Genomic DNA, 20,925 nt, shown 5'->3' with positions numbered 1-20,925 from the left:
ACGCTCAGTCTTCCGGAGAATCGACGATCGGATCGTAATGCTCGGTATCGAAGCCGAGCAGATTGAAGCTCTGCTGCATATGCGGGGGCAGCGGCGCGGTAATGTCGATGGGTTTGCCCGTGCGCGGATGCGCGATGACGATGCGGCGCGCCAGCAAATGCAGCTTGTTCTGAATGCCGCCCGGCAACTCCCAGTTCTCGATGTCGAAATACTTCGGATCACCGACGATGGGATGGCCGATATGCGCCGTGTGGGCGCGCAGCTGGTGCGTGCGCCCGGTTACCGGCTTGAGCGACAGCCAAGCGAGCTTGTGCGCGGCGGTGTCGACGATGGCGTAATAGGTCAGCGCATGGCTCGCGCCCTCGTCGCCGTGGCGGGCAACCTTCATGCGGGAATCGCCCTCGCCGCCCTCTTCCTTGGCGAGATAGGTCGAGATACGTCCCTGCCGCACGCGCGGCACGCCTGCGACCAGCGCCCAATAAATTTTGCGGGTCGAGCGAGAGCGGAAAGACTTCGCCATGGTAGACGCGGCAAAGCGCGTCTTGGCGATGACGAGACAGCCCGCCGTATCCTTGTCGAGCCGGTGTACGAGACGCGGCTTCTGACCATCCGCATCGCGCATGCTCTCGAGCAGCGCGTCCACGTGCCGTGTGGTCCCCGATCCACCTTGCACAGCAAGGCCCATCGGCTTGTTGATGACGAGAACGTCCTTGTCCTCGTAGAGCGTGATCGATTTCAGGAACTCGCGCTCGTCCTGATCCTTGATGGTTGAGCGCGCCACAAGCTTCGCCGGTTCGAGCTTCAGCGGCGGAACGCGCACCTTCTGGCCGGGCTGAAGCCGCTCATTGGGCTTCGCGCGCTTGCCGTCGATCCGCAATTCGCCTTTTCGGACGATGCGCTGGATATGGGTGAAGGCCAGTTGCGGGAACCGCGCCACCAGAAAGCGGTCGACACGCATATCCGCCTCGTCCGACACGACCACGAGGGTCTGCACGCCGGTCGCAAGCGTCTCTTGCGCGGCGGCCTTGGCCTGGGCACGAGTCGGCTTCGGCGGAGCCTCTGCGTGGGGCTTGTCCCGCAACGCTGGCGCCGGGCGCGGCTTGCTGGCGGGTTTGGCTGCACCTTTGGCGGCGGCGCGCGGCTTTGCCGGAGCCTTTTTCCGCTCAGGGCGATCTTCCCGTGTGCGAAACCCTTGCCGTGCCCCCGAGCGCCCTGTGCGAGCCCCGTTTCGTCCTGAACCACTTTGTCTCATGAGGATGTGGGTAACAGAGAGCCGCGCGGGCGGCAATGAAGGTCTATGCCGCGAGCGCGCGAACAAGACCGAGGCCGGTCACAAGACCTGCGATCGAGAGCACGACGGAGCCTATGACGTAGACGGCTGCAAGCCCCGGTTCGCCGCGCTCCCAGACCAGTACCGTATCGAGGGAGAAAGCGGAAAAGGTGGTGAACCCGCCGAGAATACCCGTCGTCGCGAAGAGGCGCACATGCTGGCTCCACCCCTCTCCCGCCTTGAACGCCAGCCATCCGACGATAAGCCCCATGACGAAGGAGCCGAAGATATTCACGCAGAGCGTTCCCCACGGAAACGCGATCCCGAGCCAGCGTGCCGCGCCAAGGTTGACCGCGTGGCGCAAAGCCCCACCGATCCCGGCTCCGAGAAAGACGATAAGAAAGTTTTGCATTTTCGGTCCGGCTACTTCTCTTTTCGTCTTTCCGCCCTGAGCCGCGCCCACCAATCGAGCCGCTTCCTGATATCACGCTCGAAGCCGCGATCCACGGGCTCGTAAAAAGCCTGCTCGCCCAGTTTCTCCGGCCAATAGTCCTGACCTGAAAACGCATCGGGTTCATCGTGGTCATAGCGATAGGTTGCGCCGTAGCCGATGTTCTTCATCAACTTGGTCGGCGCGTTAAGGATGGTCTTCGGTGGCATCAGGGAGCCGTGTTCCTTCGCCACTTGCATCGCGACCTTGTAGGCCGTGTAGACCGCATTCGATTTCGGCGCGGTCGCGAGATAGACCGCTGCCTGCGCGAGAGCGAGTTCGCCCTCGGGCGAACCTAGGAAATCGAAAGCGTCCTTGGCGGCGTTGGCGATCACGAGCGCCTGCGGATCGGCAAGGCCGATATCCTCCACCGCCATGCGCACGAGGCGACGCGCGATGAAGAGACGATCCTCGCCCGCGTCCAGCATGCGCGCGAGATAGTAGAGCGCCGCATTCGGATCAGAGCCGCGAATGGTCTTATGGAGGGCGGAGATGAGGTTGTAATGCCCCTCTTGACCCTTGTCGTAGATCGGCGCGCGGCGCTGGATGATCTCCTGCAATTGCGCAGCATCGAACACTTCATCGGGCTTCGCGGAACGCCAGATTTCCTCCGCGAGCGTCAGCGCGGCGCGGCCGTCGCCGTCGGCCATGCGCACCAGCGACTCGCGGGCCTCCTCATCGAGCGGGAGCGATTGCCCCGTCACCGCTTCCGCATGAAGCAGGATCTTGCCGATGGCCTCCTCGTCGAGAGACTTGAAGATCAGCACGCGCGCGCGAGACAATAGCGCCGCGTTCAGTTCAAAGGACGGGTTCTCGGTCGTCGCGCCTACCAGCGTGATCGTACCGTCTTCCATGACGGGTAGAAATGCATCGAGCTGCGCGCGATTGAAGCGATGGATCTCGTCCACAAAGAGCAGGGTTCCCTGCCCTGTCGAGCGACGAAAGCGTGCGGCCTCAAAAACCTTCTTGAGATCGGCGACGCCTGAGAAGATCGCGGAAATCTGCTCGAAATAAAGGTCCGTCTCGTGAGCAAGCAGCCGGGCGACGGTAGTCTTGCCCGTCCCCGGAGGTCCCCAGAAAATCAGCGACCCAAGCGAGCCGGAGGCGATCAGGCGGCTGAGGATTCCATCCGGCCCGACAAGATGATCCTGCCCTACCACATCGGACAGCTTCTGTGGGCGCATACGGTCCGCGAGCGGACGCGGCGCACTCTTGTCGAGACTGGCGGAGGAGAACAGGTCGCTCATTTGGTTCCGTTCAACCGCGCGTAAACGTCGGGATCGTGACGATGCATGAACACTTGCGGGTTCTGCAGCGGCGTAAAGCCGAAACGCGTATAGAATTGGTGCGCATCGCGGGTCGCAAGCAGTATTCGCCTGAGATCCTGAAGGTCCGGATGGTCCATGATGAAGCTCATCAGATACTGGCCCGCCCCCTGCCCGCGCACATCGGCACTGACGAAGACATCGCAGAGGTAAGCGAAGGTCGCCTTGTCGGTGATCAGACGGGCAAAGCCGCAGAGGCGGCCCTGCCCGTCGCGCATGGCGAAGATCCACGCATTGGCGATGCTCTTCTCGAAGACCGAACGCGGCAGGCCTTTCGCCCAATAGCTCTCATGGGACAGCCAGCCATGGACGATATCGACCTCGTCGGGAGAGAGGTCGTGCGAAATCGACCAGGCACCTACCCCCCGAGCATCGTCGTGAAGACCCGCCCGCGCCGGTTGATCGTGATCTCCCAATATCGCTCTCCCCGTTGCAGCAGCCGTTCGATGTCCTTGGTCTCGGCGATCTTCTGATCGTTGATCGCAAGGATCAAATCTCCCTTCTGGAAACCGACGCGAGCCGCAACGCCAGTCTCGTCCAAATCTGCCACGACGACGCCGTCCTGCGAAACGTCAATCTGCAATTCATCCGCAACGGCGGGGGACAAGTTCACCAGAGTCGAGCCGGTGAAGGGTGAGCGCGTGCGAACCTGCAAGGGATTGCGCGGCCGCGTCTCGGGCGGTGGGATGAGCTTGACCTGCACCGCGACTGATTTACCGCCGCGAAGCACCGTGATCGGCGTGCGGCCATCGACGCCTTTCAGGGTGAAACGATAGCCGAAAGCGTCCGGGCTATCGACCTGCTGCCCGTCGACTTCGGTAATGACGTCACCCCGTTTGATTCCAGCCTCGGCCGCAGGGCCATTTTCATACACGGATGCCACCAGCACACCGGTGGGTCGGTCGAGCCCGAGGCTAGTGCCGATTTCGCCGTCCACCGCCTGAAGCTGCGCCCCGAGCCACGGGCGCTTGACGACCCGCGATCCGCCACGCGCGGAATCGATGACGGCCCTTACCATCCGCGAAGGAATGGCGAAGCCGATGCCGACATTGCCGCCGGAGCGCGAAAAGATCGCCGTATTGATGCCAATGAGGCGACCGCTCATGTCAATGAGCGCGCCGCCGGAATTGCCCGGATTGATGGCAGCATCCGTCTGGATGAAGAACTGGTAGTCGGAAATGCCGACCTGCGTACGGGCAAGCGCGGAGACGATGCCCTGTGTCACGGTTTGACCGACACCGAACGGGTTGCCGATAGCGAGCACGAGATCACCGACTTGAAGCGCGTCGGAATCGCCGAGCGGCAGCACTTGGAGGCCGGACGCGTTCTTGAGCTTGAGCACGGCGAGATCGGTCCGCGAGTCGCGCAATACGATCTGGGCCTCGTACTCGCGTTTGTCGGCAAGAGCGACCTTCACCTCGGTCATGTTCTCGATGACGTGGTTGTTGGTCACCACCAGGCCACTCGGATCGACGATCACGCCAGAGCCCAGCGAGCTTTGCTGACGCCCAGGAGGGACGCCCTGCCCGTTTCCGTCACCGAAATAGCGGCGAAAGAAGTCCTCCATATAAGCGTTCTGCTGACGACGCTCCGTGCGGGTTGCATAGACGTTCACGACAGCGGGTGCGGTCTCCCGCACGATGGGTGCGAAGGAAAGCTGAACCTGAGCCTTCGTCTCCGGCGCGGCGCGGGTTTGCGCCTCGGCGGAGGTGAGCGCCGCGAGACCGAGCGCAAGTGCGATCAAAGGTGCGTCGAGAGACTTTAAAAACATCACGAATCCATACCGATCTGATGATCCTGGATAAACGGGCTTCATTCAAAGGCAAAGCCTGCGGAGCAACCGCCCTCATATGGCCCTATCGAGACAAACAAAAAGGGCGGCCTGAAGGCCGCCCTTGATCAAAGCTTGTCTCGAAAAACCGCTTACTCAGCGGCCTCGATGATTTCCTCATTCTGCGTCGGACCGGAATCCTGACCGCGGGCATCGACGTCACGATCGACGAACTCGATCACGGCCATCGCCGCGTTGTCGCCGAAGCGGAAGCCGGCCTTCAGGACGCGGGTGTAACCACCCGAACGCTCCTTGTAGCGCGGGCCGAGCACGTCGAAGAGCTTCTTGACCATTGCGGCGTCGCGGAGCTGAGCCATGGCCAGACGACGGGAATTCAGATCACCGCGCTTGGCGAACGTGACCAGCTTCTCGACCACGGGGCGAAGATCCTTCGCCTTGGGGAGAGTGGTGACGATCTGCTCGTGCTTGATCAGCGCGGCGGACATGTTGGCGAACATCGCCTTACGATGCTCGGACGAACGGTTGAAACGACGACCACGAAAACCGTGACGCATGGCTCTCTCCTTGGTTTTGCGGCCGCCGTGCCAAGGGACGGCCGTCCTTCTTGAATGAGACCCGGCTTTTTGATGCGGGCCTCTCGCGAAAAGATCCCGCCGCAACCTTGAGGCTGCGGCGGGAATAGGTCCTAGTAGTGCTCTTCGAAGCGCTTCGCGAGCTCTTCGATGTTCTCCGGCGGCCAGCCCGGCACTTCCATGCCGAGATGCAGGCCCATGGAAGCGAGCACTTCCTTGATCTCATTCAGCGACTTGCGGCCGAAGTTCGGGGTGCGGAGCATTTCCGCCTCGGACTTCTGGATGAGGTCGCCGATATAGACGATGTTGTCGTTCTTGAGGCAGTTCGCCGAACGGACGGACAGCTCGAGCTCGTCGACCTTCTTGAGCAGCGCAGGGTTGAACGGCAGCTGCGGCGCGGCCGTAGCTGCCTCTTCCTTGCGGGGCTCTTCGAAGTTCACGAAGACCTGGAGCTGATCCTGGATGATGCGCGCGGCATAGGCCACTGCATCTTCCGGCGTCACAGCGCCGTTGGTCTCGAGGGTCATGGTCAGCTTGTCGTAATCGAGAATCTGGCCCTCGCGGGTGTTCTCGATCCGGTACGAAACCTTCTTGACCGGGCTGTAGAGCGAGTCGACCGGGATGAGGCCGATGGGCGCATCCTCAGCGCGATTGCGCTCGGACGGCACGTAGCCCTTGCCGGTATTGACCGTGAACTCCATGCGAATTTCCGCGCCCTCGTCGAGGGTGCAGAGCACGAGATCGGGGTTCAGGATCTGGACGTCGCCAATCGTATTGATGTCGCCGGCGGTGACAGCACCGGGGCCGGTCTTGCGAAGCGTCATGCGCTTCGGGCCCTCGCCCTGCATCTTGATGGCGATCGTCTTCACGTTGAGGACGATATCCGTCACGTCCTCGCGGACGCCAGGGATCGACGAGAATTCGTGCAGAACGCCGTCGATATGGATCGCCGTCACGGCGGCACCCTGCAGCGAAGACAGGAGCACGCGGCGCAGCGCATTGCCGAGCGTCGTGCCGAAACCGCGCTCGAGCGGCTCGGCTACGACCGTCGCAACGCGCTTCGGATCGTCTCCCGGAGACACTTCAAGCTTGTTCGGCTTAATCAGCTCTTGCCAATTCTTCTGGATCACAACCACACCTCTTGAGGTACGGAATGAAGGGAGGCCGCGGCTCACCCTCTAAACCGGAGCGCGCGCGGGCGGAACCCACGCGCCGGATGATCTTAGACGCGGCGACGCTTGCGCGGGCGGCAGCCATTGTGCGGGATCGGCGTCACGTCACGAATCGAGGTGACGGTGAAACCGGCCGACTGGAGCGCGCGGAGCGCCGATTCACGGCCGGAGCCGGGACCGGACACCTCGACTTCGAGGGTACGCATGCCATGCTCGGAAGCCTTGCGGGCAGCGTCTTCGGCCGCAACCTGAGCCGCATACGGGGTCGACTTGCGCGAACCCTTGAAGCCCATCGCGCCGGCGGACGACCACGAAATCGTGTTGCCCTGAGCGTCGGTGATGGTGATCATCGTGTTGTTGAACGAGGCGTTCACGTGAGCGACGCCCGACACGATGTTTTTGCGTTCGCGGCGGCGGACGCGGGTAGCTTCTTTAGCCATTCTTCAAAGTCCTTCAAACGCGCCCGTCATGCCAGGCGCTCGGGAGTTTCAACTTCGTCATGGCCGGGCTTGACCCGGCCATCGTATTCAAAATTCCTGCGCCGTATTCGGCACGAGATCCTCGGGTCAGGCCCGGGGATGACCTTGGGCGGAAGACCGCCCTACGGTCACTTCTTCTTGCCGGCGATCGGCTTGGACTTGCCCTTGCGGGTGCGCGCATTGGTATGCGTACGCTGACCACGAACAGGCAGGCTGCGGCGGTGGCGGAGGCCCCGATATGCAGCGAGATCCATGAGACGCTTGATGTTCATGGACACTTCGCGGCGAAGATCGCCTTCCACGATGTAATCGCGGTCGATGGTTTCGCGGATCTGCAGCACTTCGGCGTCGGTCAGCTGGTTCACGCGGCGCTCGGCCGGGATGTTGACCTTCGTAACGATCTCTTGCGCCTTCTTGGGGCCGATACCGTGAATGTACTGAAGCGCGATGACGACGCGCTTGTTGGTCGGAATGTTAACGCCTGCAATACGGGCCATAGTCCGTCTCCATGTGATCGAAGCTTGAGCTTCGAAGGTTATCGCGCGTCCGGTGGAGGCCGGCCCTTGCGCGGGTTATTAAAACACGACAATCGGGAGCGGCCCCTTGCGAGACCCTCCCGTCGCGTATTCCTGTGCGAGAGCGGGCTCCTTAACGCATTGAGGCCAGCGCGTCAAGCGAGTTGACGCAATCGCGACAGCGGACTTCCGCTGCTGTACAAATCCTATATGTATTTGTTCTTATTTTGTTCTTGATAAAATTCTCATTTCATGACATTCTTCCCCGCTCTTTTGAGTAGGATCTTTCGATGTCGCAAGCCCATCGCATAGTACAATTGCGAAGAAAAATTTCAGAACTTCGCTCACAAATTTCAGATCTCCGATATCGCCGTTCTTTGGAGCGCCGATATGATTCCAATCAACCTCGAGTACCGGCTGGTTCTCCAGGTGGAGGACGATGGAGTGGAGGCCAAGCGGGCACCAGCTTCGACTCCAACATAGGCCCCCGGGAAACAGTATCGGCCTCAGAACGTACCAAAGTTAAGGAACATGCCGGGCGAATAACGTTAGCTGCACGAAGGAAGGTTGACGAATGCGCTTTGCAATATGAGCGCGACCTCTTCCATTGCCGGCTCGTAGCCATCCGCCAATGCTATGCTCAGGCGCAGGCTCGTCGTGTTGCCTGCGAAACCGGCTATCCGATCCCACCTTTGAACTACTAGGTGCCTCAATGCTGATCGCAACACGAGATTTGGAATACGTGACCGAGGATGGAGCGATCATCCTCGTCCCCGTGTGCCTCTACTCCCCTGAGAAAACCGAGAAAGACTGGGGCTGTCGGTACACTATTGGCTGGCCGAACGGGATTGAAATGAAAACAGTCTATGGCTGGGATGCGATTCAAGCCTTGGTCCTGACCCTTCAAGGCATAGGCATCAGCTTGTATTGCAGCGACTATCATAAGACAGGCCGCCTGAAATGGGATCCAAGTGGCGGCTATGGCTTTCCCGTCCCGAAAAACGCACGGGACATGCGCGTGGGCTACGATAAGGAATTCGATGGGTAAGCGGAAGGGGCTATCCGGCCCCTCCACCCTCAACGCCCCAAAATCGCCTTCACGGCTCCGGTGACCTCATCGATAGCCTTCATGCCGTCGACGGTTTTCAGAGCCCCTTTGCCCGCATAATAAGTCGACAGCGGAGCCGTCTGGTTTCGGTAGGCCTCCAGCCGGGTCTTGAACACATCCGGGTTGTCGTCCTTGCGGACCGGCTCTCCGCGCGCCTCGGTCTCCTTGGCGCGCTTCACGATGCGCTCGACGAGGGCATCGTGATCGACCTTGAACTCGATCACGGCATCAAGCTTGAGGCCCTTGCTCGCGAGCATCCCATCCAGGCCCTCGGCTTGTGCGACCGTGCGCGGGAAACCGTCGAGGATGAAGCCCTTTTGGGCGTCCACTTCCTCGATACGGTCCGCAACGATGCCAAGCACGACATCGTCGGACACCAGATCGCCCCGGTCCATGATCGCCTTGGCCTTGAGACCGACCGGCGTGCCGGCAGCCACGGCCGCGCGGAGCATATCGCCTGTGGAGAGCTGGGGAATTCCCAGCCGCTCGACCAACCGCGCTGCCTGAGTGCCCTTCCCGGCCCCCGGCGGTCCCAACAGTATGATTCTCATCGAGCCCCCCTGCTTCGTCGAGAATATCGCCCTTGGTGAGCGAGAGAGTTACCGTCGCCGGCTGCCCTTGAGTTTGGCCTTCTTCACGAGGCCCTCGTACTGATGAGCCAGCAAATGACCGTGAACCTGGGCCACCGTATCCATCGTAACCGACACGACGATCAGAAGAGAAGTGCCGCCAAAGTAGAAGGGCAGCGCCGCGTAGGACACAAGTAGTTCCGGGATCAAGCAGATGATGACGAGATAGCCCGCGCCGAGCACTGTGATGCGGGTCAGGACCGTATCGATGTAATCGGCAGTGCGCTCGCCCGGACGGATGCCAGGAATGAAGCCGCCCTGTTTCTTCAGATTATCGGCCGTCTCGGTCGGATTGAACACGATTGCCGTATAGAAGAAGGCGAAGAAGACAATCAAAGCCGCGTAGAAGACCATATAGGCCGGTCGTCCGTGGCCGAGATAGGTCGTCAGCATGGAGACGATGCCGGTGCCGTCCGATGTCTGGAAGCTAGCAATGGTCGCGGGCAGCAACAGGAGCGACGAAGCGAAGATCGGCGGGATGACGCCAGAGGTGTTCAGCTTCAGTGGCAGGAATGAGGTCTGCCCCTCGTACATCCGGTTTCCGACCTGGCGCTTCGGATAATTGATCAGAAGACGACGCTGGGCGCGCTCCATAAACACCACGAAGTAGATGATCGCCATCGCCATGACGATCACACCGAGGATCAGCCCCGTCGAGATAGCGCCCTGACGGCCGAGTTCGAGCGTGCCGGCAATCGCATGCGGCAGGTTCGCGACGATGCCAGAGAAAATGATGAGCGACGTCCCGTTACCGATACCGCGCGACGTGATCTGCTCGCCGAGCCACATGAGGAACATGGTGCCCCCGGTCAGTGTGATGACGGTCGAAATCAGGAAGAATGGCCCGGGGCTGGCAACGATACCGCCCGAACTCTGAAGGCCGACAGCGATGCCCCAGGACTGGAACAGCGCGAGAAGCACAGTCAGATAGCGGGTGTATTGATTGAGAATCTTGCGGCCCGCCTCGCCTTCTTTCTTCAAGGCTTCGAGGGTCGGCAGCACGGATGTGAGAAGCTGCACGATAATCGATGCCGAGATGTAGGGCATGATGTTGAGGGCGAAGATCGCCATGCGCTCGACGGCGCCGCCCGAGAACATGTTGAAGAGCCCGAGCACGCCACCGCTGGCGTTCTGGAAGCTCTGGCGCAACGCCTCAGGGTTGATGCCCGGCAGCGGAATATAAGTGCCCAGCCGGTAGACGAGGAGAGCGCCAAGGGTAAACCAAATGCGCTTCTTCAACTCCTCGGCTTTGGCGAGAGCGCCGAAGTTGATGTTTGCGGCCAGTTGCTCGGCGGCTGAAGCCATCGTCTCGTCCCCGATATCTCTTTAGAGCGTGCCCCCGATTATCGAGAAACGCTCCAAAAAACGTCTACCGCATTTCCTGCTCGCAAAACTGGCGTCCACTTTTGCGGGAAATGCTCTTGCTACGTGATGGTCATCACGAAAACGGCGGCCGCGCGATCAGACGCGGGCCGCCGCTTGGATCATTGTTTATGTGGGCGTGAGATCACGCCTCTGCAACGGCACCCAGAAGGGTCACCGAGCCACCAGCCTTTTCGATCGCCTGAACGGCCGACTTGGACGCACCGGCAACCTGGAAAGCAAGCTTTGCCTTGAGCTCGCCGACGCCTAGGATCTTCACACCATCGCGCGGCTTGGACACGACGCCGGCCGCAACCAGCGACTCGATCGTCACAGTAGCGCCCTTATCGAGCTTGCCGGCCTCGATAGCCTGCTGAATGCGGCCGACATTGACCTCATTCAGATCGATCGCGTTCGGCTTGTTGAAGCCTCGCTTCGGCAGGCGACGATGCAGCGGCATCTGACCGCCTTCGAAGCCCTTGATGGCGACGCCCGTACGGGACGTCTGACCCTTCACACCACGACCACCGGTCTTGCCCTTGCCGGAGCCGATACCACGGCCGACACGCATACGGTTTTTGGTGGCGCCTTCGTTGTCACGAATTTCATTCAGTTTCATGACGCTCTCCTCACTGCCCGTCGACAACGCGCACGAGGTGCTTGACCTTCTCGATCATGCCACGCACGGAGGGCGTATCGATGAGGGTCGAGGTCCGATGGAGCTTGTTGAGCTTGAGGCCAACCAGCGTCTGGCGCTGTTTGCCTTCACGGCGGATCGGCGAACCGATCTGCTCAACGGTGACGGTTTTCGCTGAAGTAGCGGCAGGCTTCTTTGCCATGATGACAGCCTCCCTCAAGCTTCAGAGCCGACGGCTTCGCCATCGCCCGCGTCACGACGACGGGCTTGCAGAGCCGAAACCTTCAGTCCACGACGAGCGGCGACCGAACGCGGGCTATCCTCGTTCTTGAGCGCGTCGAAAGTCGCGCGGACGAGGTTGTACGGGTTCGACGAGCCGAGCGACTTGGCGACGACGTCCTGCATGCCGACCGTCTCGAAGACGGCGCGCATCGGGCCGCCGGCGATGATACCGGTACCTTGCGGGGCAGCGCGAAGAATGACCTTGCCAGCGCCGTGACGTCCGTGGACGTCATGATGCAGGGTGCGGCCTTCGCGAAGCGCAACGCGGATCATCGAGCGCTTGGCGGCATCGGTCGCCTTGCGGATCGCTTCCGGAACTTCGCGAGCCTTGCCGTGGCCGAAGCCGACGCGACCCTTCTGGTCGCCGACGACGACGAGGGCGGCGAAGCCGAAACGACGGCCACCTTTCACGACTTTCGCGACGCGGTTGATGTGGACCAACCGATCGACGAATTCGCTGTCGCGCTCTTCGCGATCAGCGCGTTCTCTTGGCTCTCTTGCCATTGAGACCTCTCACTTGCGCGGGCGGCGGGCCCGCTCGCTTTAGGGTTTTTCTATACCCGCCGTTTAGAAATCGAGACCGCCCTCACGAGCGGCATCGGCCAAAGCCTTCACGCGTCCGTGGAACAGGTAGCCAGAACGGTCGAAAATGACCTGCTTCACGCCGGCCTTCGCCGCACGCTCAGCCACAAGCTTTCCAACCGCCTTGGCCGCGTCAACGGTCGCGCCGGTCTTGAGCGAGCCCTTGAGATCCTTCTCAAGGGTCGACGCCGAAGCGACGGTATGACCGTGCACGTCGTCGATGATCTGGGCATAAATCTGCTTGGACGAACGGAAAACCGACAACCGCGGGCGTCCGTTCGCTGCTTTCTGGATCGCACGGCGCACACGAGCCTTGCGGCGATCTTCAGCGCCTTTCTTCTCAGCCATGATGCGTCGTCCTTACTTCTTCTTGCCTTCCTTGCGGAAGATGAACTCGTCGGAATACTTGACGCCCTTGCCCTTGTAAGGCTCCGGACCGCGATACTCGCGGATCTCGGCGGCGGTCTGTCCGACCTTCTGCTTGTCGATGCCAGACACGACGACTTCGGTCGGCTTTGGCGTCACGATCGTCACGCCTGCCGGGATCTCGTAGTCGATATCGTGGCTGTAGCCGAGCGAAAGCTTCAGCACCTTGCCGGCAACGGCGGCCTTATAACCGACGCCGTTGATCTCAAGACGCTTCTCGAAGCCCTTGGAGACGCCCTCGACCAGGTTCGCAACCTGAGCGCGGGACATGCCCCACTTCGCACGGGCCGTCTTGGACGTGTCGCGCGGGTTCACCGCAACGGCGCCGTTCTCAAGAACAACCTTCACTTCTTCAGGGACGACGAACGAAAGCTCGCCCTTCGTGCCCTTAACCTTCACCGTCTGGCCGTCGACGGTCGCCGTCACACCTGACGGAACCGGAACTGGCTTTTTGCCTACTCGAGACATTCTGAATCTCCCGTGGTTCTGTGCTGCTACCGGCCTTAGAAGACCTTGCAGAGCACTTCGCCGCCGACGTTCTTCTCACGGGCCTCGTGATCGGCCATCACGCCCTGCGGGGTCGAGATGATGGTGATGCCAAGGCCGTCGGCCACGCGCGGCATGGTGTCAACGGACGTGTACACACGACGACCGGGCTTGGACACGCGCTCGATGGTGCGGATCACGGGCTGGTTGTCGTAGTACTTGAGTTCAATCGAGAACTCGGTACGGCCATTGCCGAACTCGGTCTGCGAATAATCGCGGATGTAGCCCTCGGACTTCAGAACGTCGAGGACACGAGCGCGAAGCTTCGAGCCAGGGGTCGTAACGTTACCGCGACGGCGCATCTGCGCGTTACGGATACGGGTGAGCATATCGCCCAACGGATCATTGATCATTCGGAGCCCTCCCTTACCAGCTGGACTTCACGAGACCGGGAATCAGGCCCTTCGAGCCCAATTCGCGGAGCGCGATACGCGACATGCCGAGCTTACGGTAGTAAGCGCGCGGACGTCCCGTGACCTCGCAACGATTGCGGATCCGGGTTGGATTCGCATTGCGCGGCAGTTCAGCCAGCTTGAGGCGCGCCGCGAAGCGCTCCTCCATGGACTTCGACTCGTCGTTAGCGACAGCCAGAAGCCGCTCGCGCTTGCCCGAGAACTTCTTCACGAGCTTGCGACGGAGCTTGTTCTTCTCAATAGAGCTTTTCTTAGCCATTCGATTTTCTCCAGTGTCCGCGTATGAGGACTTCTGTCCTCACTGCCGGAACGGGAAGTTGAAGTGACGCAGGAGCGCGCGGGCTTCGTCGTCGGTCTTCGCCGTCGTGGCGATGACGACGTCCATGCCCCACACCTGCTCGACCTTGTCGTAGCTGATTTCAGGGAACACCAGGTGCTCCTTGATGCCGAGGGCATAGTTGCCACGACCGTCGAACGACTTGGGGTTCAAGCCGCGGAAGTCGCGGACGCGAGGCAGAGCGATGGTCACGAGACGATCCATGAACTCGTACATACGAGCCTTGCGGAGCGTGACCTTGGCACCGATCGGCATGCCCTCGCGGACTTTGAACTGCGAGATTGCCTTACGGGCCTTCGTGATCACCGGCTTCTGGCCGGCGATGAGAGCGAGCTCCGAAGCGGCGACGTTCGCCTTCTTCGAATCCGCGGTCGACTCGCCAACACCCATGTTCAGAACGATCTTGGTGATCGTCGGAACTTCCATGGGGTTCTTGTAGCCGAATTCCTTGATGAGCGCAGGACGCACTACTTCATCGTAGTGCTTGCGCATGCGCGGTGTGTAACCGTCCACCACAGCTTGAGCCTTAGCCATCGATCAGCTCTCCCGAACGCTTGGCGACGCGAACCTTGCGGCCGTCGTCCAGAACCTTGAATCCAACCCGGGTCGGCTTACCGTCCTTGGGGTCCGAATAAGCCAGGTTCGACAGGTGGATCGGAGCCTCTTTCGAGATGATCCCGCCTTCCTGGGCGGCAGTCTGCCGCTGATGCCGCTTCACGAGGTTCACGCCGCGGACAACCGCGCGCTCCTCTTTCGGCATCACTTGCACGACTTCACCGGTCTTGCCCTTGTCGCGACCGGTCAGAATGACGACCTTGTCGCCTTTCTTGATCTTAGCGGCCATTAGAGCACCTCCGGCGCCAGGGAAATAATCTTCATGTGGTTCTTCGCACGCAGCTCGCGCGGTACGGGCCCGAAAATACGGGTGCCCACCGGCTCCTTCTGATTGTTGATCAGAACGGCGGCGTTGCGGTCGAAGCGAATCACGGAACCGTCGACACGACGGATGTCCTTGGCGGTGCGAACGACGACCGCCTTCATGACGTCGCCCTTCTTCACGCGACCACGCGGAATGGCTTCTTTGACGGAAACGACGATGATATCGCCGACAGAAGCGTATTTACGCTTCGAACCACCGAGAACCTTGATGCACATCACGCGACGCGCACCGGAATTGTCGGCGACGTCTAGATTCGTCTGCATCTGGATCATGGCTTTGATCCTTTCCTTTGTTTCAGACAGGTTTCCGGACCAAGGCACGATTGCCTTCCCGGACTACGCCTGACGGGGATCTGTTGTCCCCTGCCCTTCATATTGTCGATAAGGGCGGCCGTATACACGAGCCACCCTCAATAGACAAGCCCTAGCGGAAGCCGTTTAGGCCTTCGGTTGGTCGACGAGCACCCAGGTCTTGAGTTTGGAGATCGGCTTGGACTCCTCGATGGAGACCGTTTGGCCGACCTTCGCCGTGTTATTCTCATCATGAGCATGGTAGTGCTTCGTCCGACGCACGGTCTTCTTCATGACCGGGTGCGTGAAACGGCGCTCCACCTTCACAACGACCGTCTTATCCTGCTTATCGCTGATAACGACGCCTTGCAAAACGCGCTTCGGCATTTTGATCCCCTTTAAGCCTTCGCCGTCGCCGACTTCTGGCGCTGCAGCGTCTTGACGCGGGCGACGTCCTTGCGGACCTCACGAACACGTCCGGTGTTCTCAAGCTGGTTGGTCGCACGCTGGAAGCGAAGGTTAAACTGTTCCTTCTTGAGCTTCAGCAATTCGTCCTGCAGCTGATCGTTCGACATCGCCTTGAGGTCGGAGGTTCTCTGCGTAGATTTCATAATCCCCTCCTTACTCGGCAATGCGTTGAATGAAACGCGTCTTGATCGGAAGCTTCGCGGCGCCGAGGCGGAGAGCCTCGCGAGCGATATCTTCCGGCACGCCGTCGATCTCGAACATGATGCGGCCCGGCTTGACGCGAGCTGCCCAGAACTCGGGAGCGCCCTTACCTTTACCCATACGCACTTCGGTCGGCTTAGACGACACCGGCACGTCCGGGAAAATACGGATCCACACCCGACCCGCGCGCTTCATAGCGCGGGTGATCGCACGACGAGCCGCCTCGATCTGACGGGCATTGACGCGCTCCGGCTCCATGGCCTTCAGACCAAACTGGCCAAAGTTCAGATCCGTGCCGCCCTTCGCAGTGCCGGAAATCCGGCCCTTGAACTGCTTACGGAACTTTGTTTTCTTCGGTTGCAACATGGCAAACCTCTCCTGACCCCTCGGTTACGCCGCTTGCTCGCGGCGGCCACCCGAGCGGCCTCCCTCGTCGTTCATGCGCTTGTCCTGCGCCATCGGGTCGTGCTCAAGGATTTCACCCTTGAAGATCCAGACCTTGATGCCGCAAGTGCCGTACGTCGTGAAAGCCGTCGCTGTGCCGTAATCGACATCCGCACGCAACGTGTGCAGCGGAACGCGACCTTCGCGGTACCATTCCAGGCGCGCGATCTCAGCCCCGCCGAGACGGCCGGAGCAGTTGATACGGATGCCCTCGGCGCCCAGACGCATCGCCGACTGAACGGCACGCTTCATGGCACGACGGAAGGCAACACGGCGCTCGAGCTGCTGAGCGATCGAGTCGGCCACCAGCGTCGCGTCGACTTCCGGCTTACGGACTTCGACGATGTTGATGGCCACATCGGCGTTCGTCATCTTGTTGACGAGCTTGCGCAGCTTCTCGATGTCCGCGCCCTTCTTGCCGATGACCACGCCCGGACGACCCGAGTGAATGGTGACGCGGCACTTCCGGTGCGGACGCTCGATGACGATCTTCGAAACGGCGGCCTGCTTGAGCAGCTTCATGAGAGCATCGCGGATCGCCATGTCCTCATGCATCAGCTTCGCGTACTCGCCCTTGCCGGCGAACCAGCGCGAGTCCCAGGTCCGGTTGATGCCGAGCCGAAGACCGATCGGGTTGATTTTCTGACCCATCTGGTTCTCCTTATGCCTGTTCGGCGGCGACTTCCCGAACCACGATCGTGAGGTTCGAGAAGGGCTTCATGATGCGGGCGCCACGACCGCGAGCGCGGGCATGGAAGCGCTTCATAACAAGCGCCTTGCCGACGAAAGCCTGGCTGACGACGAGATCGTCCACATCGAGATTGTGGTTGTTCTCGGCGTTGGCGATAGCGCTCTGCAGGCACTTCCTGACATCCACCGCAATGCGCTTGCGCGAGAATTCCAGGTCGGCCAGAGCGGTCGAAACCTTCTTGCCGCGGATCAGGCCCGCGACGAGATTGAGCTTCTGGGGACTGACGCGCAGCATGCGGGCGATGGCTTTCGCCTCGTTGTCGCCCAGCGCGCGAGGAGTAGCGGTCTTACCCATCTTACTTCCTCTTCGCCTTCTTGTCCGCCGCGTGGCCGTGGAAGGTGCGGGTCGGCGAAAACTCGCCGAACTTGTGACCCACCATTTCCTCGCTCACGTAGACGGGAATGTGCTTCTGACCGTTGTAGACCCCGAACGTGAGGCCCACAAACTGCGGGAGGATCGTGGAGCGGCGGCTCCAGATCTTGATGACCTCACTGCGGCCCGCACCACGGGCAGCCTCGGCCTTCTTGAGGAGGTAGCCGTCGATGAACGGACCCTTCCAAAGCGAACGTGCCATGACGTGCCTCTTAGCCCTTCTTCTTCCGCGCGTGACGGCTCGACACGATGAACTTGTCGGTCCGCTTGTTCGAACGGGTTTTCTTACCCTTGGTCGGAATACCCCACGGGGTCACCGGATGGCGGCCGCCCGAAGTACGACCCTCACCACCACCGTGCGGGTGGTCGATCGGGTTCATGGTGACGCCGCGGTTATGCGGACGCTTACCGAGCCAGCGATTACGACCGGCCTTACCGATCGAAATGTTCATGTGGTCCGGGTTCGACACGGCGCCGACGCTGGCGAAGCACTGGCCGTGGACCAGACGCTGTTCACCAGAGTTCAGACGAACCGTCACGTAACCCTGGTCACGACCCACGATCTGAGCGTAGGTACCAGCCGAGCGGGCGATAGCGCCACCACGACCGATCTTCAGCTCCACATTGTGGATGATCGTACCGACCGGCATGTTGCCGATGGGCATCGCGTTGCCGGGCTTGATGTCGACCTGCTCGCCTGCCGTCACCTGATCGCCGACAGCAAGACGCTGCGGAGCCAGGATGTAGGACAGCGCGCCGTCAGCATAGCGGATCAGCGCGATGAAGGCGGTGCGGTTCGGATCGTACTCGATCCGCTCCACGGTCGCCACATCGCCCATACGGCCGCGACGCTTGAAGTCGACCAGACGCAGGGTGCGCTTGTGACCACCGCCACGGAAGCGGACGGTCACGCGACCCAGATTGTTACGGCCGCCCGAGGACTTCTTGCCCTCGGTCAGCGACTTGACCGGCTTGCCCTTGTAGAGCTCGCTGCGGTCGACGATCACCAGCTGGCGCAGGCCGGGGGTGATCGGTTTGAATGTCTTCAATGCCATCGGATCACTCTCTCAACCGATCAGAGGCCCGTCGTGACGTCGATGGTTTGGCCCTCTTCGAGGGTCACAACCGCCTTCTTCACATCCGACCGCTGGCCGCGGGTGCCGCGGAACATCTTCACCTTGCCTTTGGTGGTGAGCGTGTTGACGCTCTTCACCTTGACATCGAACAGCTTCTCGACCGCTTCCTTGATCTGCGGCTTCGTCGCATTCGGCGACACCTTGAAGACGACCTTGTTCTGATCGGACAGGGTCGTAGCCTTCTCGGTGATCACCGGGCTTACGATCACATCGTAATGGCGCGGGTCCAGGCTCATTTGAAGCGCGCCTCCAGCGCATCGACAGCCGCCTTCGTGAGAACGAGCTTCTCGCGACGGAGAATGTCATAGACGTTGATGCCCTGCACCGGCAGGACGTCGATGTTCGGAATGTTCTGAGCCGCGCGCTGGAAGTTCGCCTCGATCTCGGCACCGCCGATGATCAGGGCATTCGCGAGACCGAGCTTGCCGAAACGCTCGACGAGAGCCTTCGTCTTGGCTTCAGACAGCTTCACATCGTCGACGACGATGATGGAAGCGTCCTTCGCCTTCGACGACAGTGCGTGCTTCAGAGCGAGCGCACGAACCTTCTTGGGAAGATCATGAGCGTGGCTGCGAACCACCGGACCGAAGGCGCGACCACCGCCCCGGAACTGGGGAGCGCTCGCAGCACCGTGACGAGCGCCACCGGTACCCTTCTGCTTATAAACCTTCTTCGTCGTGCGATCGATCGCCGAGCGATTCTTCACGGCATGCGTGCCAGCCTGACGCTTGGCAAGCTGCCAACGAACGCAACGGGCGAGCAGATCGGCGCGAGGATCGAGACCGAAAATGGCCTCATTGAGATCCACCGAACCGGACTTCTTGCCCTCGAGCGTGGTGACATCAAGCTTCATCACGCATTCTCCTCAGGAGCTTGCTCGGCAGCGGCCGGTGCAGCATCGTTGGCGCCCGAACGGAACTTGCCGGGCATCGGCACGTCCTTCGGCAGCTTCCGCTTCACCGCGTCGCGGACATGGATCCAACCACCGGCAACGCCTGGAACGGCGCCTTCGACGAGGATCAGACCGCGCTCGACGTCGGTCGAGACAACACGCAGGTTCTGCGTGGTGACGCGCTCGACACCGAGGTGACCCGGCATCTTCTTGTTCTTGAACGTCTTGCCCGGATCCTGGCGTCCACCGGTAGAACCGATCGAACGGTGGGAGACCGACACGCCGTGCGTAGCGCGCAGACCGCCGAAGTTCCAGCGCTTCATACCGCCGGCGAAGCCCTTACCCGTCGTGGTGCCCGTCACATCGACGAACTGACCGACGACGAAGTGGTCCGCGGTGATCTCGGAGCCGACGGGGATGACTGCATCCTCGCTGACGCGGAATTCCGCAAGCTTCTGCTTCGGCTCGACCTTGGCGACCGCAAAGCGACCACGCTCGGCCTTCGAAACGTTCTTTACCTTGGCCTTGCCGACGCCGACCTGCAGCGCGGTATAGCCGTTCTTATCCTTGGTCCGATGGGCGACCACTTGACACTGGTCGACCTTAAGAACCGTGACCGGGACATGCTCACCGGCATCCGTGAAGATGCGGGTCATCCCGAGTTTTTGTGCAATGACGCCTGAGCGCATGTGCGTATCCTCTCGACGTGTCTACCGATGGCTCCAAACCCGAAGGGCTTAGAGCTTGATTTCCACGTCCACGCCCGCAGCGAGGTCGAGCTTCATCAGCGCGTCCACGGTCTGGGGAGTGGGGTCCACGATATCGAGAACGCGCTTGTGAGTGCGCATCTCGAATTGCTCACGCGACTTCTTGTCGATGTGAGGCGAGCGAAGAACCGTAAAGCGCTCGATGCGCGTCGGCAGCGGGATGGGCCCGCGCACCTGAGCGCCGGTCCGCTTCGCGGTCGACACGATTTCACGTGTCGATGCGTCGAGGATCCGATGGTCGAACGCCTTAAGGCGAATGCGAATATTCTGACCGTTCATGGGTTGCCCCGTTCAACGAGGAAGGACCTGGCCGGCCGAACCGGCCATGTCCCTCTTCTGATTAATCCAAGACCTGAGCGACGACGCCGGCGCCGACGGTGCGGCCACCTTCACGGATAGCGAAGCGGAGCTTCTCTTCCATGGCGATCGGAACGATCAGCTGAACTTCCATGGCGATGTTGTCGCCAGGCATCACCATTTCCGTGCCTTCCGGCAGCGTCACAACGCCCGTCACGTCCGTCGTGCGGAAGTAGAACTGCGGACGGTAGTTCGTGAAGAACGGCGTATGACGGCCGCCTTCTTCCTTGGTGAGGATGTAAGCCTCAGCCTTGAACTTCGTGTGCGGCTTGATCGAGCCGGGCTTGCACAGCACCTGGCCGCGCTCGACGTCCTCGCGCTTCGTACCACGAAGCAGAACGCCCACGTTGTCGCCGGCCTGACCCTGATC

33 protein-coding genes and 1 pseudogene are annotated in these 20,925 nt (G+C 61.0%); 1 reads left to right on the top strand and 33 read right to left on the bottom strand.

Translation table 11 applies throughout. The features are described from left to right. Positions 1 to 4: 4 nt before the first annotated feature. From AB4072_RS04675 to rpsM, 9 genes are all read right to left on the bottom strand, one after another. On the bottom strand, positions 5 to 1,252 hold the full coding sequence (locus tag AB4072_RS04675; RefSeq protein WP_441965801.1) for an RluA family pseudouridine synthase: 1,248 nt from the start codon (positions 1,250 to 1,252) through the stop codon (positions 5 to 7). 43 nt (positions 1,253 to 1,295) lie between these two features. Next, positions 1,296 to 1,682: a fluoride efflux transporter CrcB gene (gene crcB / locus AB4072_RS04670; protein WP_441965799.1), complete on the bottom strand. Its 387-nt coding sequence runs from the start codon at positions 1,680 to 1,682 to the stop codon at positions 1,296 to 1,298. An 11-nt stretch (positions 1,683 to 1,693) separates the two neighbouring features. Further along, on the bottom strand, positions 1,694 to 3,007 hold the full coding sequence (locus AB4072_RS04665; RefSeq protein WP_441965797.1) for a replication-associated recombination protein A: 1,314 nt from the start codon (positions 3,005 to 3,007) through the stop codon (positions 1,694 to 1,696). Beyond that, positions 3,004 to 3,501, bottom strand: a complete 498-nt coding sequence (locus tag AB4072_RS04660) for a GNAT family N-acetyltransferase (RefSeq protein ID WP_441965795.1) — start codon at positions 3,499 to 3,501, stop codon at positions 3,004 to 3,006. The genes AB4072_RS04665 and AB4072_RS04660 overlap by 4 nt, the downstream gene beginning before the upstream one ends. Continuing rightward, complete coding sequence (locus AB4072_RS04655) at positions 3,444 to 4,856, bottom strand: DegQ family serine endoprotease (protein WP_441965793.1); 1,413 nt, start codon at positions 4,854 to 4,856, stop codon at positions 3,444 to 3,446. The genes AB4072_RS04660 and AB4072_RS04655 overlap by 58 nt, the downstream gene beginning before the upstream one ends. 152 nt (positions 4,857 to 5,008) lie before the next feature. Continuing rightward, positions 5,009 to 5,431 (bottom strand): 50S ribosomal protein L17, encoded by a 423-nt coding sequence (rplQ, locus tag AB4072_RS04650; protein ID WP_441965791.1) that lies wholly within the window; start codon positions 5,429 to 5,431, stop codon positions 5,009 to 5,011. Positions 5,432 to 5,562: 131 nt separating this feature from the next. Beyond that, positions 5,563 to 6,585, bottom strand: a complete 1,023-nt coding sequence (locus AB4072_RS04645; protein WP_441965790.1) for a DNA-directed RNA polymerase subunit alpha — start codon at positions 6,583 to 6,585, stop codon at positions 5,563 to 5,565. A gap of 86 nt (positions 6,586 to 6,671) precedes the next feature. Then, complete coding sequence (rpsK, locus tag AB4072_RS04640) at positions 6,672 to 7,061, bottom strand: 30S ribosomal protein S11 (RefSeq protein WP_047186967.1); 390 nt, start codon at positions 7,059 to 7,061, stop codon at positions 6,672 to 6,674. A 167-nt stretch (positions 7,062 to 7,228) separates the two neighbouring features. Next, complete coding sequence (gene rpsM / locus AB4072_RS04635) at positions 7,229 to 7,597, bottom strand: 30S ribosomal protein S13 (RefSeq protein ID WP_441965788.1); 369 nt, start codon at positions 7,595 to 7,597, stop codon at positions 7,229 to 7,231. A gap of 730 nt (positions 7,598 to 8,327) precedes the next feature. Between rpsM and AB4072_RS04630 the strand changes: the two genes are divergently transcribed. After that, positions 8,328 to 8,663, top strand: coding sequence for a DUF6968 family protein (locus AB4072_RS04630; protein WP_441965786.1), 336 nt, complete (start codon positions 8,328 to 8,330; stop codon positions 8,661 to 8,663). A gap of 29 nt (positions 8,664 to 8,692) precedes the next feature. Here AB4072_RS04630 and AB4072_RS04625 read toward each other — a convergent pair whose 3' ends face one another. The 24 genes and pseudogenes from AB4072_RS04625 to tuf all read right to left on the bottom strand — a co-directional run. Beyond that, on the bottom strand, positions 8,693 to 9,274 hold the full coding sequence (locus AB4072_RS04625) for an adenylate kinase (protein WP_441965784.1): 582 nt from the start codon (positions 9,272 to 9,274) through the stop codon (positions 8,693 to 8,695). A 48-nt stretch (positions 9,275 to 9,322) separates the two neighbouring features. Next, positions 9,323 to 10,657, bottom strand: coding sequence for a preprotein translocase subunit SecY (secY, locus tag AB4072_RS04620; RefSeq protein ID WP_441965782.1), 1,335 nt, complete (start codon positions 10,655 to 10,657; stop codon positions 9,323 to 9,325). A gap of 202 nt (positions 10,658 to 10,859) precedes the next feature. Then, the gene (gene rplO, locus AB4072_RS04615) at positions 10,860 to 11,333 is read right to left on the bottom strand and encodes a 50S ribosomal protein L15 (RefSeq protein ID WP_441965781.1); all 474 of its coding nucleotides are present in this window, start codon (positions 11,331 to 11,333) and stop codon (positions 10,860 to 10,862) included. Between the two features lie 10 nt (positions 11,334 to 11,343). Next, the gene (gene rpmD, locus AB4072_RS04610; protein WP_441965780.1) at positions 11,344 to 11,553 is read right to left on the bottom strand and encodes a 50S ribosomal protein L30; all 210 of its coding nucleotides are present in this window, start codon (positions 11,551 to 11,553) and stop codon (positions 11,344 to 11,346) included. A gap of 14 nt (positions 11,554 to 11,567) precedes the next feature. Continuing rightward, entirely contained in the window at positions 11,568 to 12,137 is a 570-nt protein-coding gene (gene rpsE / locus AB4072_RS04605; RefSeq protein WP_441965778.1) for a 30S ribosomal protein S5, read from the bottom strand. 63 nt (positions 12,138 to 12,200) lie between these two features. Further along, the gene (rplR, locus tag AB4072_RS04600; protein ID WP_441965776.1) at positions 12,201 to 12,563 is read right to left on the bottom strand and encodes a 50S ribosomal protein L18; all 363 of its coding nucleotides are present in this window, start codon (positions 12,561 to 12,563) and stop codon (positions 12,201 to 12,203) included. A 12-nt stretch (positions 12,564 to 12,575) separates the two neighbouring features. Continuing rightward, the gene (gene rplF / locus AB4072_RS04595) at positions 12,576 to 13,109 is read right to left on the bottom strand and encodes a 50S ribosomal protein L6 (RefSeq protein WP_441965775.1); all 534 of its coding nucleotides are present in this window, start codon (positions 13,107 to 13,109) and stop codon (positions 12,576 to 12,578) included. A gap of 35 nt (positions 13,110 to 13,144) precedes the next feature. Then, positions 13,145 to 13,540 (bottom strand): 30S ribosomal protein S8, encoded by a 396-nt coding sequence (rpsH, locus tag AB4072_RS04590; protein WP_441965773.1) that lies wholly within the window; start codon positions 13,538 to 13,540, stop codon positions 13,145 to 13,147. Positions 13,541 to 13,553: 13 nt separating this feature from the next. Then, complete coding sequence (gene rpsN, locus AB4072_RS04585; protein WP_441965771.1) at positions 13,554 to 13,859, bottom strand: 30S ribosomal protein S14; 306 nt, start codon at positions 13,857 to 13,859, stop codon at positions 13,554 to 13,556. Between the two features lie 39 nt (positions 13,860 to 13,898). Then, the gene (gene rplE, locus AB4072_RS04580; RefSeq protein WP_441965769.1) at positions 13,899 to 14,471 is read right to left on the bottom strand and encodes a 50S ribosomal protein L5; all 573 of its coding nucleotides are present in this window, start codon (positions 14,469 to 14,471) and stop codon (positions 13,899 to 13,901) included. Then, a complete protein-coding gene (gene rplX / locus AB4072_RS04575) occupies positions 14,464 to 14,781 on the bottom strand; it encodes a 50S ribosomal protein L24 (RefSeq protein ID WP_441965768.1) in 318 nt (105 codons plus the stop codon). Before rplX ends, rplE begins: the two co-directional genes overlap by 8 nt. Beyond that, positions 14,781 to 15,149, bottom strand: a complete 369-nt coding sequence (rplN, locus tag AB4072_RS04570; protein WP_099511397.1) for a 50S ribosomal protein L14 — start codon at positions 15,147 to 15,149, stop codon at positions 14,781 to 14,783. Before rplN ends, rplX begins: the two co-directional genes overlap by 1 nt. 165 nt (positions 15,150 to 15,314) lie before the next feature. After that, positions 15,315 to 15,554, bottom strand: a complete 240-nt coding sequence (rpsQ, locus tag AB4072_RS04565; RefSeq protein ID WP_441965765.1) for a 30S ribosomal protein S17 — start codon at positions 15,552 to 15,554, stop codon at positions 15,315 to 15,317. 11 nt (positions 15,555 to 15,565) lie between these two features. After that, positions 15,566 to 15,778 carry a 50S ribosomal protein L29 gene (rpmC, locus tag AB4072_RS04560; RefSeq protein ID WP_441965764.1) on the bottom strand — a complete coding sequence of 71 codons (213 nt, stop codon included), beginning with the start codon at positions 15,776 to 15,778 and terminating at the stop codon, positions 15,566 to 15,568. A gap of 10 nt (positions 15,779 to 15,788) precedes the next feature. After that, positions 15,789 to 16,202: a 50S ribosomal protein L16 gene (rplP, locus tag AB4072_RS04555; RefSeq protein ID WP_112663949.1), complete on the bottom strand. Its 414-nt coding sequence runs from the start codon at positions 16,200 to 16,202 to the stop codon at positions 15,789 to 15,791. 24 nt (positions 16,203 to 16,226) lie between these two features. Further along, positions 16,227 to 16,931 carry a 30S ribosomal protein S3 gene (gene rpsC / locus AB4072_RS04550; protein ID WP_441965762.1) on the bottom strand — a complete coding sequence of 235 codons (705 nt, stop codon included), beginning with the start codon at positions 16,929 to 16,931 and terminating at the stop codon, positions 16,227 to 16,229. Positions 16,932 to 16,941: 10 nt separating this feature from the next. Continuing rightward, positions 16,942 to 17,325, bottom strand: a complete 384-nt coding sequence (gene rplV / locus AB4072_RS04545; RefSeq protein WP_441965760.1) for a 50S ribosomal protein L22 — start codon at positions 17,323 to 17,325, stop codon at positions 16,942 to 16,944. A 1-nt stretch (position 17,326) separates the two neighbouring features. After that, entirely contained in the window at positions 17,327 to 17,605 is a 279-nt protein-coding gene (rpsS, locus tag AB4072_RS04540) for a 30S ribosomal protein S19 (protein WP_441965758.1), read from the bottom strand. 10 nt (positions 17,606 to 17,615) lie between these two features. After that, entirely contained in the window at positions 17,616 to 18,458 is an 843-nt protein-coding gene (gene rplB / locus AB4072_RS04535) for a 50S ribosomal protein L2 (RefSeq protein ID WP_441965756.1), read from the bottom strand. Between the two features lie 20 nt (positions 18,459 to 18,478). After that, positions 18,479 to 18,775 carry a 50S ribosomal protein L23 gene (locus tag AB4072_RS04530; RefSeq protein ID WP_441965754.1) on the bottom strand — a complete coding sequence of 99 codons (297 nt, stop codon included), beginning with the start codon at positions 18,773 to 18,775 and terminating at the stop codon, positions 18,479 to 18,481. Next, the gene (rplD, locus tag AB4072_RS04525; RefSeq protein WP_441965752.1) at positions 18,772 to 19,392 is read right to left on the bottom strand and encodes a 50S ribosomal protein L4; all 621 of its coding nucleotides are present in this window, start codon (positions 19,390 to 19,392) and stop codon (positions 18,772 to 18,774) included. Before rplD ends, AB4072_RS04530 begins: the two co-directional genes overlap by 4 nt. Next, the gene (gene rplC / locus AB4072_RS04520) at positions 19,392 to 20,120 is read right to left on the bottom strand and encodes a 50S ribosomal protein L3 (RefSeq protein WP_441965751.1); all 729 of its coding nucleotides are present in this window, start codon (positions 20,118 to 20,120) and stop codon (positions 19,392 to 19,394) included. The genes rplD and rplC overlap by 1 nt, the downstream gene beginning before the upstream one ends. Before the next feature lie 48 nt (positions 20,121 to 20,168). Beyond that, a complete protein-coding gene (gene rpsJ / locus AB4072_RS04515) occupies positions 20,169 to 20,477 on the bottom strand; it encodes a 30S ribosomal protein S10 (protein ID WP_009764298.1) in 309 nt (102 codons plus the stop codon). Positions 20,478 to 20,538: 61 nt separating this feature from the next. Beyond that, positions 20,539 to 20,925, bottom strand: a pseudogene (tuf, locus tag AB4072_RS04510) (elongation factor Tu); the annotation flags it as partial.

This window comes from Microvirga sp. 2MCAF38 (assembly GCF_052115485.1).
In the GTDB taxonomy this organism is placed as follows: Bacteria; Pseudomonadota; Alphaproteobacteria; order Rhizobiales; family Beijerinckiaceae; genus Microvirga.
The sequence above is the reverse complement of the archived record's forward strand: the minus strand, read 5'-3'. Positions and strand labels throughout refer to the sequence as shown.